Here is a 16,060-nt window from a genome sequence, read left to right on the forward strand (position 1 = left end):
CTATTATGAGCAAAAGAGACGAACTTATTGAAAAGTACGCTGCTGATTTAAAAGAAAAAGTAGGCGTAACCCCAGATTTAGAATTTCTTACCAAAGTAACTGTTGGTTTGGGTCCATCCATTTACAATGCTGATTCATCGACTGTTGCAGGGTCTGACCAATCAGAGTTAGACCGTATCAAACAAAATTTCTTAGTTAAAAAATTAGGTTTAAAAGACAGTCCTGAGTTGGATAAAGCCATTGAAAGTGTTTTAGAGCAGTACGGCAAATCGAACAAATCAAAATATCGTGCGGTGGTGTACTACTTATTAGCCAAACACTTCAAAAAAGAAAGCGTATACAACAAATAGAATTCAAAAAAGAAAATCGGCTACCTAAAAAGGTAGCCGATTTTTTAAACTAAACGCTTTTTGAGCTTTAAAATAAAAACATTCTATAAGGAATAAAATGAATTACTTTATAAATCATAAGTGATTGTAAATGAATTTTTAACAACTATAAAATTTGATTCTAAAAAAACAGAATCAATTTTTTTTATGCAATAAAACTAAAAAAATAGTTGTAACTAAAAAAATAGTTTGTATATTTGCCGTATAAAAATAATAAGTTAATGTCTCAATCTATAAAAACGCTTACTAAAGCTGAAGAAGAAATTATGCAAGTATTGTGGCAATTGGGTAAAGGTACAGTCAATGATATCATTGCACAGCTGAATGACCCCAAACCTGCCTACAACACAGTATCAACAGTGGTTCGGATATTGGAAAATAAAGGATTTGTCAGTCACGAGCCACAAGGTAGAGGATTTATCTATTTTCCAATAGTATCGAAGGAAATTTACAGTCACAAATCACTTAAAGACTTGGCTGAAAATTATTTTAAAGGTTCTTTTAAATCAATGCTTTCTTTCTTTGTTGAAAAAAAGGACATCGACTTAAAAGATGTAGAAGACCTATTACAAAAACTTAAAAAGGAAAAGTGATGGAAAACTTTTTAATATATTCAGTTAAAACGATGTTCGTACAGCTTTTGTTTTTATTGCTTTACGAAGCGTTTTTCAAAAACGAGCCTTATTTTAGGATAAATCGCTTTTTCCTGCTATCGGGAATTGCACTTTCATTAACATTGCCTTTTTTCCCGATTTCTTTGGCAAACGATAATATTACAGCGGCTATCCGTTTGGAAGAATTTGTCGCCTACGCCAATACAACTTCAGAAAATATGGTTATAGCCTCCAACACGAATGCTATCAATTGGTATGAAATGATTTACGGTATCGGGGCAGTATGCTTCGGATTGCTTTTCATCATAAAAATAATACGGTTGAACCGCCTATTGAACCGTTCACAACGGGTGGTTCTGAACGGAACTCGTATTTTCCTATTAGAGGATTTGACCCAAGCCTTTACATTTATGAATAACATTTATGTAGGCAAAGAACAAGCGGAAGAAACTTGTGTTATTGAACACGAAAAAGTGCATCAAAACCAGTGGCACTCGCTTGATTTGTTGTTTTTGGAACTGATGAAGATTGTTTTTTGGTTTAATCCGTTGTTGTATTTCTATCAGAAACGATTGGTAGAAGCACACGAATTTGAAGCCGATAGGCAAACCTACCCTAAGTTTCAAAACTATTATTATCAAACACTTATTAACCAAGCTTTGGGAACGAAGATTGATTTACTTACCAGTTATTGGTCTGTTCCCAAACTTATTAAACGAAGATTAAATATGTTACAACAAAAACAAAAATCGACAAAAGGAATGTCAAAATACTTATTGGCAATCCCTACATTGGCAGTTTCAGTGCTGATGCTTTCGGCAGGTAATGCTCCGCAAAACAATCTATCGGAAAACCTTCCAAAAAATTCAGTAGCTGAAGCTCAACTTACAAACAATCAAGTTGTGAATGACACTATTCCTTTTATGAAAGTGGATAAAGCACCTCGCTTTAAGGAGTGTGAGAATGTTTCTGAAAGTGAAAGTTTTGAATGCTTCAAAAAAGGATTAGATGCACACATAGTTCGCAATTTCAAATACCCGAAAGAGGCGGCTGAAAAAGATCTACAAGGTAGAGTAAACGTCCTTTTTAGTATTGGGACAGATGGAAAAGTTTCTATAAAATCAATGAGTGGTGGTGAAAAAGTGCTTCAAGAAGAAGCAAAGCGTCTTATAGAAACATTACCTCAGCTTATTCCTGGACAACACCAAGGTAAAAATGCTGCAGTAATGTTCCTTTATCCAATAAATTTTAAATTAGCGAAATAATAATTAATCAAAAGCCCGAATTTTTCGGGCTTTTGATTAAATCACACTAAAAACTGGAATAAATCGGGTTTGTTGTTCAGGTAATCCCCATAGAAGTTGCGTTGTTTCATCCGGTCGATAAGTGGTTGGAGGTCAGTCTCATTTTTGAGTTCGATACCTACTACGGCAGGTCCGTTTTCGCGATTATGCTTTTTGGAGTACTCAAAATAGGTAATATCATCTGTTTTTCCGAGGATTTCAACCACAAATTCTTTCAATGCACCGGCACGTTGCGGAAATCGAACGATGAAATAATGCTTTAAATTGGCATAAAGCAAGGCGCGTTCCTTAATTTCTGCCGTTCGAGTGATGTCATTATTGCTTCCGCTGATAACACAAACCACTTTTTTACCCTTAATTTTTTCTTTATAGAAATCCAGAGCGGAAATTGATAACGCCCCAGCAGGTTCCACCACAATAGCATCGCGGTTGTACAAATCCAAAATGGTTTGACATACTTTCCCCTCGGGGACAAGTACAACATCATCTAAAAATCGATTACAGATTTCAAAATTTAAACTGCCCACTTTCTTTACCGAAGCACCATCTACAAACTTGTCGATTTCAGTGAGTTCCACAGGTTTTCCTGCTTTTAATGCTTCTTTCATTGAGGGGGCACCTAAGGGTTCAACTCCAATGATTTTTGTTTGTGGAGAAAGCGTTTTAAATACGGAAGAAAGCCCTGCTGAAAGTCCGCCACCACCTATGGGAACAAACACATAATCAATCGGTTCGTTGGCTTGGTCGAGAATTTCTAGTCCGATAGTGGCTTGTCCTTCAATGACTTTTTCATCGTCAAAAGGAGGGACGAACGTTTTTGCGTTTTCTGTTGCAAATTTTATTGCGGCATTGTTGGAATCATCAAAAGTGTCACCTTCCAAAACTATGGTAACATTCTCTCCGCCAAACATTTGTACTTGTTCGATTTTTTGTTGTGGAGTAGTTACAGGCATATAAATATCACCTTTGATATTTAATATTTGGCAAGAAAGTGCCACACCTTGTGCGTGATTTCCGGCACTCGCACAGACGATTCCTTGTTGTTTGTCTTGCTCGGAAAGGGAGCTGATTTTGTTGTACGCTCCTCGAATTTTATAGGAACGTACTTGTTGTAAATCTTCTCTTTTAAAATAAATTTCCGCTTCGAATAAATTGCTTAATCGCACACTTTTTGAAAGCGGTGTGGTATTTATCACAGATTTTATCCGTAGCATTGCTTTTTGTACTTCTTGAACTTGTGGTATGTATGTTGTTACCTCCATATATTTCCTTAATTTTCCTAAGTTATTTTGTTTTTCTTTGATGAAACATTTATCTTTTTCTCGGTACAATTGTTCTTATGATTGACGTATTTATAGTTCTGAATTTTTGGTGTAACGTACTATTTTTTTATTGTTATGTTTCAAGACAAAAGTATAAATATGAAAATAAATGATTAAATTTAAACTATTTTATTCGCTTCATATCAGTCATATAAGCCCTTAAATGTGCTCCAATTACTTCAATGGGGTGTGAGGCTATGGATTTGTTCACTTGAATTAAATCAATATTGTCGATTTGGTTTGAGACAGTGAAATGACTCCCGATTACATTGTTTTCTAATCCGTCGATATAGGCAGCAATGAGCGGTCGGCATTCGTGTTCAAACAAATAGCAGCCGTATTCGGCGGTGTCGGAAATGGTTTTATTCATTTCATACAATTTTTTACGAGCTATAGTGTTGGCAATCAGAGGCAATTCGTGTAGTGATTCATAATATGCTGATTCGGCTTTTATGCCTGATTCGGTCATTACTTCAAAAGCCAACTCCACCCCCGATTTTACCATCGCTACCAATAATGTTCCGTAGTCAAAATAGGTTTGCTCTTCAATAGCTTCGGTAGTGGTAGGAGTTTTCTCAAAACCGGTTTCAGCCGTAGCGGAACGCCACGTAAGCAGGTTTTTGTCGTTGTTTGCCCAATCTTCCATCATCGTTTTTGAAAAATGTCCGCTTAAAATATCATCCATATGCTTTTCGAAGAGCGGACGCATCATCTTTTTCAAATCTTCGGAAATGGCAAATGCTCTTACTTTGGCAGGATTCGATAGACGATTCATCATATTGGTAATTCCGCCGTGTTTTAAGGCTTCGGTAATGGATTCCCAACCGTATTGAATGAGTTTGGCGGCGTATTCAGGGGCAACTCCTTCGCGTTTCATCTTATTGAAAGCCAATATCGAACCTGTTTGTAAAAGTCCGCACAGAATGGTTTGTTCGCCCATCAAATCCGATTTTACTTCCGCCACAAACGATGAACGTAGTACTCCGGCAGTGTCACTTCCTAAAGCTGCTGCGTAGGCTTTTGCCCACTCAAAACCTTTGTTCTCAGGGTCGTTTTCGGGATGAACGGCAATCAAAGTTGGTACACCAAATCCACGTTTGTATTCCTCACGCACTTCCGAACCTGGCGATTTTGGAGCTACCATAATCACGGTAATATCTTTACGGATTTCGATACCCTCCTCCACGATGTTGAATCCGTGTGAGTAGGATAAAGTCGCTCCTTGCTTCATCAAAGGCATAATTCTGTTAATCACGGAAGTATGTTGCTTGTCGGGGGTTAAATTACATACCAAATCTGCCGTAGGAATAAGCTCTTCAAAAGTGCCTACTTGAAAGCCGTTAGCGACGGTATTGGTGTACGAAGGGCGTTTTTCGGCGATGGCACATTCACGCAAAGCGTAGGAAACATTCAAACCCGAATCACGCATATTCAACCCTTGATTAAGCCCTTGGGCCCCTGCTCCCACGATAACAATTTTTTTTCCTTTTAAGGCTTCAACTCCTTGACTGAAATCGCTTTTCTGTAATAATTCGCAAACGCCTAATTGTGCTAATTTTTCTCTGAAATTTAGGGTATTAAAATAATTTTTCATTGTTCTTCCGATTTAATTTAAAGATTTATATGGATTGTGTTCTTAAAAATATGATGATAACTTTTGGTGTCAAACCGAATAAAATTAAAGTTCTTGGAATTAAAGATTTGATTTTACTCAACTTGAAAAAACTGTTTTCTTACATCATACTCTACTATTTTTGGTTATCTACCTCATATTTGTTGAGCAAGGGAGATACTTTCATTTCCGATTTTGAAATAGCAATTCGTGCCGAGCCTGAAAATTGCATAATTCCGTAAGGTTTCAGCTCCTGATAAAGTGCTGCGATGGACTCTCGTGAGCCTGTTTTTGAAATTACATAAAAATGTTTATAAACAGCAACAATATTAGCATTATATCGTTGAATTATAGTTTGAATGGGAGTTTCTTCATCAAAAAGGGAAGCCGTTGGCATCTTGAAAAGCGAATTTTCAAGGGAAATGATTTCTTCATCGGTATGATAAAATACTTTGATGATTTCTATCTGTTTTTCAATCTGTTGAACCAAATGTTCTACCCATTTTTGAGTGGTATGAGTCACAATAATCATCCGAAATACATTGTCAATTTCCGATGCTGACACATTGATGCTTTCCATATCAATATGTCTTCTGAGGAAAATCCCCGTCACTCTGTTGAGTAGCCCAAGCTGATTTTCCGAATATATGGTGATGGTGTATGTTTTTTGTTCCATATTTACAATTTTACGTTTGAGGTTTTAAAGTTTCAGGTTCAAGGTTTTATTGTTGATTGAACTTCTTTTGTTGCTTTTTTATTTCAGCCTCACTTCCGAAACTGAAGCTCCTGTGGGTACCATCGGGAAAACGTTGTTTTCTTTCTCGACACGAATTTCCAAGAAATAAGCCTTGTCGAAATTGAGCATTTCTTTAACAGCATCTTCCAAATCACTGCGTTTGCTAACCAATCGCGATTGAATGTGATACCCTTCTGCAATTTTAATAAAATCAGGATTTATCATTTCGGTAGAAGCATATCGACGGTCAAAAAATAGTTCTTGCCACTGACGAACCATTCCTAAAAATTCGTTGTTTAAAACTACAATTTTCACAGGAATTTGCGACTGAAAAATCGTTCCTAACTCTTGAATGGTCATTTGAAAGCCACCATCGCCAATTACTGCAACCACTTGTTTTTCAGGAACTCCTATTTTTGCCCCGATGGCTGCCGGTAAGGCAAATCCCATTGTGCCCAATCCTCCCGAAGTGATTTTACTGCGTGAATTTTTAAATTTCGCATAACGACAAGCCATCATCTGATGTTGCCCCACATCGGAAACAATAACCGCTTCGTGATTAGAACATTTATTTATCAATTCTAAAACTTCTCCCATTGTAAGTCCCTCTTTTTCAGGATATAATTCGTTTTTAATAACGGAATCATATTCTTCTTTGTCGTATTTTTTGAATTCTTCTCGCCACGTTGTATGTTTTTTCTGTTCTACTAACGGAAGTATTTTCTGTAAAGCCTCTTTTACATTGCCCAATATGGCGACATCAGCCTTTACGTTTTTGTTGATTTCCGCAGGGTCAATGTCAAAATGTAATACCTTCGCTTGTTTGGCGTATCTGCTTAAATCGCCCGTTACGCGGTCATCAAAACGCATTCCCAAAGCGATGAGTACGTCACACGTATTGGTCATTACATTAGGAGCGTAGTTGCCGTGCATACCTACCATTCCCACATAATTGGGGTGTTCGGTGGGCAATGCCGAAAGTCCTAAAATGGTCGCTGCTGCGGGTATATCGGTCTTTTCTAAAAAGGATTTTAGCTCGTTTTCAGCTTGACCTAAAATGATTCCTTGTCCGAAAACGACATAGGGTTTTTGTGCTTGATTGATGATTTGTGCGGCTTCAGCCAATTTTGAATCATCTATTTCAGGTACAGGATTATAGCTTCGCATTCGAGTACATTTCTTATAGTCGAACTGAGCAACTTGGTCGAACTGAGCACTTTTTACGATGTCGATAAGTACAGGTCCGGGTCTTCCCGAACGGGCAATGTAAAAGGCTTTGGCGATTGCTTCGGGTATTTCTTCTACTTCCGTGATTTGGAAATTCCATTTGGTTACGGGGGTAGAAATTCCGATGATGTCTGTTTCCTGAAAGGCATCTGTTCCTAAGAGGTGCTTTGCTACCTGACCTGTGATGCACACCAACGGCGTGGAATCGATTTGGGCATCGGCAATTCCTGTGATGATGTTGGTTGCTCCGGGTCCTGATGTGGCAAAAACCACACCTACTTTTCCTGTAGCTCTTGCGTAGCCTTGTGCGGCGTGGATAGCTCCTTGCTCGTGGCGAGTGAGGATGTGTTTCAACTGATTTTGATATTTGTAAAGTTCGTCATAAACGGGCATTATCGCCCCGCCGGGGTAACCGAAAGCTAAATCGACCCCTTCAGCTAACAAACATTTGATTAAAACTTCTGCTCCTATCATATTTATTTAAAGATTTGATATTTAATGAATTATTTATTTTAAAAATATAGAAAAGTATGATACGGAAAATAAGCGATTTCGTTCAGCCTGATATTAAAAATTATCATCATACTTTTTATAACATAACGAAAAAATTTTGTTGATTAATTTACATCTGATTAATTATGAGTTGAGGCTCTCTACTAAAATTCATCGGTAACACAACCTTGTGAGGCGGAACTTACCGTACGAGCGTATTTGTAAAGGACCCCTCGTTTGGCAGTATCTTTTAGTGGTTTGAGGCTGAAATTGGCTCGTCTTTGAGCTAATTCTTCTTCGGTGAGATGTACATCAATAGTGTTTTTTACAGCATCAATGGTAATCAAATCACCATCTTGTACCAATGCAATGTTGCCACCGTTTTGTGCTTCGGGCGAAATGTGTCCCACTACAAATCCGTGTGAACCCCCTGAAAATCGACCATCGGTGATGAGTGCTACTTTTTTACCTAAACCTGCCCCCATAATTGCTGAAGTAGGTTTTAACATTTCGGGCATTCCTGGTCCACCTTTTGGCCCTTCATAACGAATAACTACGACTGTGCCTTCGGTAACTTCTCCTTTGGCAATTCCCTCATTAGCAAGAAATTCACCTTCATATACTTTAGCTTTTCCGGTAAACGAAAGTCCTTCTTTACCCGTAATTTTTGCTACAGCTCCTTCGGTAGCTAAATTTCCATAGAGAATACGAATATGTCCTGTTTCTTTAATTGGTTTTTCTAACGGATATATAATATTTTGGTTTTCAGAAAGTGATGGTACATCTGCAAGATTTTCAGCTATTGTTTTACCTGTAACTGTAAGGCAATCACCGTGAAGTAATCCTTTTTCGAGTAAATATTTCATCACAGCAGGAATTCCGCCAATGTGGTGTAAATCTTCCATAACGTACTTTCCGCTTGGTTTAAGGTCTGCGATAAAAGGTGTGGAATCGCTCAGCTTGGCAAAATCATCAATAGTCATCGGGATTTGAGCTGCTTTTGCAATGGCTAAAAAGTGCAATACGGCATTGGTAGAGCCTCCCAAGGCAACCACCAATCGGAAAGCATTTTCGATGGATTTTTGCGTGACAATATCGCGAGGTTTGATGTCGTTTTCTTGCAGATAACGCAACGCTTTACCCACTTTGAGGCATTCTTGTCTTTTGGCATCACCTGAGGCAGGAGTTGAAGAGTTGTAAGGCAAACTCATTCCCAATGCTTCAATGGCCGAAGCCATTGTGTTGGCAGTGTACATTCCGCCACAAGCTCCTTCGCCCGGACAAGCTTTGTGTATTACTTCCTTATATTCTTTTTCATCAATAATTCCTGCTACTTTTTGTCCCCACGCCTCGAAAGCGGAAACTACATCGAGTTTTTTCCCGTTATGGCAACCTGCGGCAATTGTTCCGCCATACACCAAAATTGAAGGTCGATTTAGTCTGAGCATTGCCATTAAAGCTCCCGGCATATTTTTGTCGCACCCCACCACTGTAACGAGTGCATCGTAACACATTGCTTGAATTACTGTTTCGATAGAATCAGCGATAATATCTCTCGAAACCAAAGAGTAACGCATTCCGTAAGTACCCATTGAGATTCCGTCTGAAACTCCTATAGTGTTGAAAATCAATCCTACAGAACCCGATTGCTGTACGCCCTCTTTAATTTTCAAAGCTAAATCATTTAGATGCATATTACAAGGATTTCCCTCGTAACCCGTACTTGCGATGCCTACTAAAGGTTTTTTTAGGTCGTCATCGGTCAGCCCCAAAGCGTGTAGCATTGCTTGTGCTGCAGGTTGCGTATCGTCTTGTGTGACTTGTTTGCTGTATTTATTTAATTCCATATTTTGATGATGATTTCTGAATCAAATTTTAAAAATAAAAAAACCTGCATCTAATTTCTGATGCAGGTTTTCTGTGTTTTTATATACGAAGCCTCGCATCAATAGGTGTTATTGATGATAATAATAAGGCTAATAATGCTATAAAAATATATTTTTGTCACTTCTTCAACTTTTCGAGTGACAAAAGTAATAAAATATATTAAAACTCCAACTGTTGTTGAAAATAAATTTTGAAAAGGATTGATTTTTTGTTTTTATTCTATTTGAAACTTGAATAACTTATTTATATATTTTGTAATTTTAATTGAGAGAATATATACGATTAAAGAATATAAATTACTGGTAATAAGCAAGTCGGAATGTGTTTGAATAAAAAAAATCGCAACACTTTCATAATGAAAGCATTACGATTTTTTTGTTGTACTCGGAGCGGGACTTGAACCCGCACAGGCATTGCTGCCCACTGGATTTTAAGTCCAGCGTGTCTACCGATTCCACCATCCGAGCCCCTTATTAAGGCAATAAAAGAGCGAAAAACGGGGTTCGAACCCGCGACCTCAACCTTGGCAAGGTTGCGCTCTACCAACTGAGCTATTTTCGCAAAACAATATTTTTCAAAAGCAACCCCTAACCGATTGCGAGTGCAAAGATAACAACATTTTTTTACTTGGCAAATATTTTCTCTTTTTTTTGAAAAATATTTTTCTATCTGAAAAGCATTTTACATTCTCTCAGGAACTTGTATCCCGAGCATTGCAAAAGCCGATGCAATAATCTCACTTATTTTTTTACAAAGCGACACCCGAAACTCTCTTTTTGCTACATTTTCCTCTCCCAAAATGGATACATTCTGATAGAAAGAATTGAAATCTTTTACCAAATCATACACATAATTGACAACGACCGCAGGGCTGTACGAATCTGCTGCGTTTTGCACCACTTCGGGGAAAAGTGCCATATTTTTAAGAAGCGTTTTCTCCTTAGGGTGTAATTCTGAAATTGAAAGACTTTCTGATTTTGAGATTTCTATTTCATTGTATTTCCGTAAGATAGATTTAATTCGGGCATAAGTGTATTGTACAAAAGGACCTGTATTTCCTTGGAAGTCAATAGATTCTTTCGGGTCAAAAAGAATACGTTTTTTGGGGTCAACTTTCAAAATATAGTATTTCAAAGCTCCCAAACCGATGGTGTGGTACAATTCCTTCTTCTGATTATCATCGTATCCGTCCAATTTGCCTAATTCTTGCGAAATTTCTTCAGCTGTTTGCTCCATTTCGGCAATTAAATCGTCGGCATCGACCACAGTTCCTTCACGACTTTTCATCTTTCCGCTTGGTAAATCTACCATTCCGTAGCTCAAATGATATAGATTTTCAGCCCAATCAAAACCTAATTTTTTTAGAATTAAAAACAAAACCTTGAAATGGTAATCTTGCTCATTTCCAACGGTATAAACCATTCCTTTTACGTCAGGATAATCTTTTACGCGTTGGGTTGCGGTACCAATATCTTGGGTGATGTACACGGAAGTTCCATCGGAGCGAAGTACCAATTTTTCATCCAAACCATCAGTGGTTAAATCACACCAAACCGAGCCGTCTTCTTTCTTGAAGAAAACGCCTTTTTGTAAGCCTTCTTCGATGATGTCTTTTCCTAATAAATATGTGTCACTTTCGTAGTAGTACGAATCGAAATCGACGCCTAAATTTTTGTAAGTAGTTGAAAATCCGTTGTAAACCCATTGATTCATTTTTTTCCAAAGGGAAATAACTTGCTCTTCTCCGGCTTCCCATTTTCGAAGCATTTCTTGTGCTTCCAAAAATATAGGAGCTTGTTTTTCAGCTTCTTCTTTGGTTTTTCCTTCTGAAATAAGTTGCTCAATTTCAGATTTATACGCTTTGTCGAAAGCTACATAGTAATTCCCGACAAGTTTATCACCTTTAAGTCCTGAATTTTCAGGCGTTTCGCCATTGCCAAAACGTTGCCAAGCAATCATTGATTTACAGATATGTATCCCTCGGTCGTTGATTATCTGAGTTTTATATACTTTATGTCCGGCTGCTTTTAGAATTTCGGCGACTGAATATCCTAACAAGTTATTGCGAATATGCCCCAAGTGCAAGGGTTTGTTGGTGTTAGGTGATGAATATTCAACCATTATGGTCTTTTTGGAATTGGGCTTAGCCAAGCCAAAATGGGTTTCGTTTTCTATACTTTTCAGAAAATCAATGTAATAAGAATCCGAAATTACTAAATTCAAAAATCCTTTGATTACATTGAAGCTCTCTACCTCTTTTACATTTTCTTTCAGAAAAGTCCCGATTTGTTGTCCAATTTGTTCAGGATTTCCTTTAATCTGACGTAACATCGGGAAAATTACAATGGTAATGTCGCCTTCAAACTCTTTTTTAGTCTGTTGAAGTTCAATGTTTTCAAGTGAAACTCCAAAAATTTGTTCACTTGCTTTTTGTGTATGTTGTTTTAGTATTTCTTGTAAATTTCGCATAATGATTCCAAAAAAATGATGGCAAAAGTACAAAAAAAATGAAATCAAATCTGTGATTTTCCTCATTGGTTGCAAATTGTACGTTTTGGTAAAGCGCAATATTTTTTTGTGTAACTAATTTGGCTTATCTTTGGTGCGTTTATAAAATATATTTTACCATTATGTTAAAAAAAATATTGTTATTAATAGTAGCATTATCACCCATATTAGCTACATCACAAGAGAAGAAGAAAATCAAAGAAAAATTTGTTTATGAAGATGCCCTTCCTTACTACAATTTTGGTAAAGGGGTAGGAATCACATCGCCAGATAGCCTTTTTCAATTAAATACCCGATTCAGAATGCAAAATCGGTTGCATATTGAAGATAGCCAGTACGAGGCAAAGGTACGCCGATTGCGTTTGCGTTTTGACGGCTATGTGGGAGCTCCGCAATTTATGTACACCATACAACTAGCTTTTTCTCCAGAAGATGTAGGTACTTTAAAAAACGGAGAAAACCTTCACGTGATTCGTGATGCGATTGTTTTTTATAAACCTGATAACCGATGGACTTTCGGATTTGGGCAAACCAAACTTCCCGGAAACCGCCAACGCAATAACTCCTCGGGCGGACTTGACCTTACAGACCGCTCTATCAACAATGCGGCGTATAACATCGACCGTGATTTTGGTTTCCAAGTGTTTTATTCTCGGCAAAAAGAAGACGCTTTCGGTTACAATATAAAGACTGCGCTGACCACTGGTGAGGGGCGTGATTTTGTTGGAAAAACTAAAGGACTTGCTTACACGGCACGTTTAGAATTGTATCCGCTGGGTAAATTCAAAAAAAATGGAGAGTTCTTTGAAGGCGACCTCAAACGCGAAGAAAAACCTAGACTTTATTTAGGAGGAACTTTCCACCATAATGACAAAGCTGTACGTAGCCGAGGGCAACAAGGTAGCAAACTTTTGGAAGCACGTAACCTAACTTCTGTTTTTTTAGATGCGATGCTTAAATATGACGGTTGGGCTTTTATGTCCGCTTATATGAGTCGTTCTACTGATAGTCCGCTGATAAATGCCTCAGAAAAAAACTATGTACAGGCAGGAAACGGATACGATGCACAATTGAGTTATGTATTCCCTTCCAATTGGGAATTTATCGGTCGATTTTCTCACAATACCCCGCATAAGGATATCCGTGCGTTTGCCCCTAAGCACAACCAATTCTCTTTTGGGGTAACCAAATATATTTGGGAGCACGCCTTTAAAATACAATTTGAAGTTACCAAAAACGATTATATCAACACTTCCAAAAAGGACGATTGGTATGCTCGTTTCCAAATTGAAATTGGAATATAATTACTGCTCAAAGAAACGCTTAAGTAAGGGATACTTTTAAGTGTTTCTTTTTGAGCTTTATCACTTCTTTCCTTTTAAAATGTTTAATTTTTGTGTAGGTTTGCATCCGATTTCACAGCAAGTTTATGTTTTTGTTTATAAGTACTTCCGAAATATTTTTTATTGTTTTTGTCGTTTTGATGATTTTTGGTGCCGATAAAATACCAGAAATTGCAAGAGGATTAGGCAAAGGTATGCGTCAATTACGTGATGCGACTAATGATATTAAAAGCGAAATTCGTAAAAGTGCCGAGAAAAGTGGTATTGATACTTCTGTGGTAGAAGATATCCAAAATGAAATCAATCAAGTTAAAGAAGGTTTGGAAGATGCCTCTGGTAGGGTCAAACGACAAAGATAATGCTTGAAAAGATATTACAATACGATACGAGTTGGCTCATTGCCATTAACAATTCGGGAAGTGAGAAATTCGATGTTTTTTGGCTTTTCGTAACTCATACCTCGCATTGGATTCCCTTTTTTTTACTGCTTCTGCTACTGAATTTCTATTGGTTTAAAAGAAAGAAAGCTTTTAGAAATATGTTTTTCATTTTGCTTACTTTGGCAACAACCTTGCTTTTAGTGACTATCACCAAAGAATTGGTTATGCGATTACGTCCTTTGAGCGACCCTAGTATTGCTCCTCACTTACGTTTTTTGATTCCTGCAGACGGATATAGTTTCTTTTCAGGGCATTCGTGTAATAGTTTTTCGGTGGCTACCATAGTTTTCTTGCTGTTTCGACAAAAGAAACGTTGGGTGTTTTGGGTATTTTTGTGGCCCTTGCCTTATGCTTTTAGCCGTATGTATTTGGGGGTTCACTTTCCTTCGGATATTTTTGTAGGTATGCTTGTTGGGGTGGGTACAGCCTTATTCTATTACCGATGGTACTGCCAAAAATATAAAATGATTCCTTTGGAAAAATAATTTTAATCATATGAATATAAAAACAAAAGCTTTTTTGCTGAATTTTATCTGCTTTGTAGTTATTTTTATTGGCTTGCGTATGGGCATACATTACTTGTTTCCGATAAAATATCTGTATGCAGCCATTATATCAGGAATTGTTAGTTTGCTTATTGCACCTCGCTTTGCTGTAGTAAATACGGCTGATGGCGATAAATTGCTTATGAAATGGATTTTTATAAAAGGCGTGAAAGAGTTGTAATACCTTATTTTTGGGCTTTTTGCTCTTTACTTTTGCTTTTTTCCTTTTTGTAGAAAGGTACTAAATAGGTAATACCATAGTTGAAATTCATTCCAAAACGACTTCCTTCCCAGACGCGGTTAAACCCTGGAATCCAGTAATTTGGAAAACCTCCTTTTTGGGTATGCCCTAAACGAAAACCCAAGCGAATGCTAGTGCCTGCATACAGATTCTGAAGTAATTCGACCTTCATCCCGATGATGAACTCTAACCAATGTGCGGTTCTTCCGTTATACTCACCCAGCCATTTTGTGTTGGTTCCCTGTGTATTTTCTTGCCAATACTGATGATTTTTGTAGATATGATAGCTGTCAAGTTGCTGTGAGAAGCGTGAAAAGGCATAGCGTCCTCCTACAAAAATCATATTTTCCATACCGTACCAATTGCCATAAGTATTATAATCGACTCCCATTTTTAGAAATTGCCCATTGGTAGTAAAGGAGAAAAAGTCGGTTTGAGTTGTTTTTTTCTCCGAGCCAATTTCGGCAGCGGCATAGAAAGAATAATTGATACGATAATCGCCCATTAGCTCTACCCCCCAATACTTTTTATCTAGTAAAGCTATAATAGGTTTACTCAAATCCGCTCCAACGCGAAGTCCGTAACGCTGTTTGTAGGTGTTTTTTTCCGATTCAACGGTACTGGTTTGCTGAGCCGAAGCCCAAGCAAAACAGAATAAATTAATGATATATAGTAACTTGAGCTTTTTTTTCATCTTCAATATCTGTTTTATTTATACGGACTGATTTTATCCAAACACTCGTGGGGTCTTCCACAGCAACTTTCAGATTATGATATACTACCTTAAAGCCACATCCTTTGCTAACGAACTGTTCTTCGGGTTGGTAGGAAAAAGTTATGATAGCGATTTCTCCTGAGGTAATGGTTCCGCTATTGGCGTCAAAAGTAGCGTCTTTCACCAAAAGATAAGTGGTTTGAGGTTCGGAAATTTTTAACGGTAACGCCAACGAGTCGGTAGTGGTAAAACTCAAAATTTGTTTTTGGTCTTTACCATAAACCAATAGCTTTTCGGCTGCTTTTGTTTTGGTAGGCTTGTCCGTATCTTTAAGTCGTAGTATGAGTTGAGGCGTAGTTACCTTGTGTTCGCATAAATCATCAGGTTCACAGGCTGTTATCACCGAAAAAATCAGCAAAAGTACCGAAGCTCCTATCCTTATAATCCATTTTTTTTTCATTGAAAGCCAAATTTTGCGTGTAAATATACACATAATAAATCAGATACAAGGCATTAGCACAGTAGCTTTTAGGTTCTAACATAAATAAAACTAGTACTGAGAATTGCATTTCTCAATATGCTTTATTCCCTCCATATCCCATAAATTACTTCAAGAGATAAGATTACCTTAGAATAAGAATCTAAAAAAACGCACGTCAATCTTTTTTAAAGTGTACGTACGTTT

The 16,060-nt window shown here is 37.5% G+C and carries 15 protein-coding genes and 2 tRNA genes; 7 read left to right on the top strand and 10 right to left on the bottom strand.

Annotated features, from left to right (window positions below):
• The first annotated feature begins 5 nt into the window (after positions 1-5).
• The 3 genes from CGC47_RS09850 to CGC47_RS09860 all read left to right on the top strand — a co-directional run bounded on the left by CGC47_RS09850 (position 6) and on the right by CGC47_RS09860 (position 2,268).
• Positions 6-350 (top strand): DUF2853 family protein, encoded by a 345-nt coding sequence (locus CGC47_RS09850; protein WP_013996705.1) that lies wholly within the window; start codon positions 6-8, stop codon positions 348-350.
• 260 nt (positions 351-610) lie between these two features.
• Positions 611-982 carry a BlaI/MecI/CopY family transcriptional regulator gene (locus CGC47_RS09855; RefSeq protein WP_018278204.1) on the top strand — a complete coding sequence of 124 codons (372 nt, stop codon included), beginning with the start codon at positions 611-613 and terminating at the stop codon, positions 980-982.
• Positions 983-1,014: 32 nt separating this feature from the next.
• Complete coding sequence (locus CGC47_RS09860) at positions 1,015-2,268, top strand: M56 family metallopeptidase (RefSeq protein WP_042001496.1); 1,254 nt, start codon at positions 1,015-1,017, stop codon at positions 2,266-2,268.
• 41 nt (positions 2,269-2,309) lie between these two features.
• On the opposite strand, the gene ilvA is transcribed toward CGC47_RS09860, so the two are convergent.
• From ilvA to argS, 8 genes are all read right to left on the bottom strand, one after another.
• Positions 2,310-3,569, bottom strand: coding sequence for a threonine ammonia-lyase IlvA (gene ilvA, locus CGC47_RS09865; protein WP_095900398.1), 1,260 nt, complete (start codon positions 3,567-3,569; stop codon positions 2,310-2,312).
• A 184-nt stretch (positions 3,570-3,753) separates the two neighbouring features.
• The gene (ilvC, locus tag CGC47_RS09870) at positions 3,754-5,223 is read right to left on the bottom strand and encodes a ketol-acid reductoisomerase (protein ID WP_042001498.1); all 1,470 of its coding nucleotides are present in this window, start codon (positions 5,221-5,223) and stop codon (positions 3,754-3,756) included.
• A gap of 154 nt (positions 5,224-5,377) precedes the next feature.
• Positions 5,378-5,917 (bottom strand): acetolactate synthase small subunit, encoded by a 540-nt coding sequence (gene ilvN, locus CGC47_RS09875; protein ID WP_042001501.1) that lies wholly within the window; start codon positions 5,915-5,917, stop codon positions 5,378-5,380.
• A gap of 78 nt (positions 5,918-5,995) precedes the next feature.
• Positions 5,996-7,678 carry a biosynthetic-type acetolactate synthase large subunit gene (gene ilvB, locus CGC47_RS09880; RefSeq protein WP_042001504.1) on the bottom strand — a complete coding sequence of 561 codons (1,683 nt, stop codon included), beginning with the start codon at positions 7,676-7,678 and terminating at the stop codon, positions 5,996-5,998.
• Between the two features lie 182 nt (positions 7,679-7,860).
• On the bottom strand, positions 7,861-9,543 hold the full coding sequence (gene ilvD, locus CGC47_RS09885) for a dihydroxy-acid dehydratase (RefSeq protein ID WP_042001507.1): 1,683 nt from the start codon (positions 9,541-9,543) through the stop codon (positions 7,861-7,863).
• Between the two features lie 421 nt (positions 9,544-9,964).
• Positions 9,965-10,050: transfer RNA gene (locus CGC47_RS09890), tRNA-Leu, on the bottom strand.
• 21 nt (positions 10,051-10,071) lie between these two features.
• A tRNA-Gly gene (locus CGC47_RS09895) sits at positions 10,072-10,144 on the bottom strand.
• Between the two features lie 120 nt (positions 10,145-10,264).
• A complete protein-coding gene (gene argS / locus CGC47_RS09900) occupies positions 10,265-12,052 on the bottom strand; it encodes an arginine--tRNA ligase (RefSeq protein ID WP_095900399.1) in 1,788 nt (595 codons plus the stop codon).
• Positions 12,053-12,213: 161 nt separating this feature from the next.
• On the opposite strand from argS, the gene CGC47_RS09905 reads away from it, so the two are divergent.
• From CGC47_RS09905 to CGC47_RS09920, 4 genes are all read left to right on the top strand, one after another.
• The gene (locus CGC47_RS09905) at positions 12,214-13,395 is read left to right on the top strand and encodes a porin (RefSeq protein WP_052456171.1); all 1,182 of its coding nucleotides are present in this window, start codon (positions 12,214-12,216) and stop codon (positions 13,393-13,395) included.
• Between the two features lie 125 nt (positions 13,396-13,520).
• Positions 13,521-13,793, top strand: coding sequence for a Sec-independent protein translocase subunit TatA/TatB (locus CGC47_RS09910; RefSeq protein ID WP_041988180.1), 273 nt, complete (start codon positions 13,521-13,523; stop codon positions 13,791-13,793).
• The gene (locus CGC47_RS09915; protein WP_042001537.1) at positions 13,793-14,359 is read left to right on the top strand and encodes a phosphatase PAP2 family protein; all 567 of its coding nucleotides are present in this window, start codon (positions 13,793-13,795) and stop codon (positions 14,357-14,359) included. Before CGC47_RS09910 ends, CGC47_RS09915 begins: the two co-directional genes overlap by 1 nt.
• A gap of 10 nt (positions 14,360-14,369) precedes the next feature.
• Positions 14,370-14,600, top strand: coding sequence for a hypothetical protein (locus tag CGC47_RS09920; protein WP_013996720.1), 231 nt, complete (start codon positions 14,370-14,372; stop codon positions 14,598-14,600).
• A gap of 4 nt (positions 14,601-14,604) precedes the next feature.
• Here the strand turns inward: CGC47_RS09920 and CGC47_RS09925 are convergent, their stop codons facing one another.
• Positions 14,605-15,354 carry a DUF6048 family protein gene (locus CGC47_RS09925; protein WP_095900302.1) on the bottom strand — a complete coding sequence of 250 codons (750 nt, stop codon included), beginning with the start codon at positions 15,352-15,354 and terminating at the stop codon, positions 14,605-14,607.
• Complete coding sequence (locus CGC47_RS09930) at positions 15,320-15,835, bottom strand: DUF6452 family protein (protein ID WP_042001513.1); 516 nt, start codon at positions 15,833-15,835, stop codon at positions 15,320-15,322. The genes CGC47_RS09925 and CGC47_RS09930 overlap by 35 nt, the downstream gene beginning before the upstream one ends.
• Positions 15,836-16,060: the final 225 nt, after the last annotated feature.

The organism is Capnocytophaga canimorsus (genome assembly GCF_002302565.1).
Lineage (GTDB): Bacteria > Bacteroidota > Bacteroidia > Flavobacteriales > Flavobacteriaceae > Capnocytophaga > Capnocytophaga canimorsus.

Coding starts and splice junctions, on each gene's coding strand:
- CGC47_RS09925 (WP_095900302.1), bottom strand. CDS start 15,354: ATGAAAAAAAAGCTCAAGTTACTATATATCATTAATTTATTCTGTTTT.
- ilvN (WP_042001501.1), bottom strand. CDS start 5,917: ATGGAACAAAAAACATACACCATCACCATATATTCGGAAAATCAGCTT.
- ilvB (WP_042001504.1), bottom strand. CDS start 7,678: ATGATAGGAGCAGAAGTTTTAATCAAATGTTTGTTAGCTGAAGGGGTC.
- ilvA (WP_095900398.1), bottom strand. CDS start 3,569: ATGGAGGTAACAACATACATACCACAAGTTCAAGAAGTACAAAAAGCA.
- CGC47_RS09860 (WP_042001496.1), top strand. CDS start 1,015: ATGTTCGTACAGCTTTTGTTTTTATTGCTTTACGAAGCGTTTTTCAAA.
- argS (WP_095900399.1), bottom strand. CDS start 12,052: ATGCGAAATTTACAAGAAATACTAAAACAACATACACAAAAAGCAAGT.
- CGC47_RS09930 (WP_042001513.1), bottom strand. CDS start 15,835: ATGAAAAAAAAATGGATTATAAGGATAGGAGCTTCGGTACTTTTGCTG.
- ilvC (WP_042001498.1), bottom strand. CDS start 5,223: ATGAAAAATTATTTTAATACCCTAAATTTCAGAGAAAAATTAGCACAA.
- CGC47_RS09850 (WP_013996705.1), top strand. CDS start 6: ATGAGCAAAAGAGACGAACTTATTGAAAAGTACGCTGCTGATTTAAAA.
- CGC47_RS09920 (WP_013996720.1), top strand. CDS start 14,370: ATGAATATAAAAACAAAAGCTTTTTTGCTGAATTTTATCTGCTTTGTA.
- CGC47_RS09910 (WP_041988180.1), top strand. CDS start 13,521: ATGTTTTTGTTTATAAGTACTTCCGAAATATTTTTTATTGTTTTTGTC.
- CGC47_RS09915 (WP_042001537.1), top strand. CDS start 13,793: ATGCTTGAAAAGATATTACAATACGATACGAGTTGGCTCATTGCCATT.
- CGC47_RS09905 (WP_052456171.1), top strand. CDS start 12,214: ATGTTAAAAAAAATATTGTTATTAATAGTAGCATTATCACCCATATTA.
- ilvD (WP_042001507.1), bottom strand. CDS start 9,543: ATGGAATTAAATAAATACAGCAAACAAGTCACACAAGACGATACGCAA.
- CGC47_RS09855 (WP_018278204.1), top strand. CDS start 611: ATGTCTCAATCTATAAAAACGCTTACTAAAGCTGAAGAAGAAATTATG.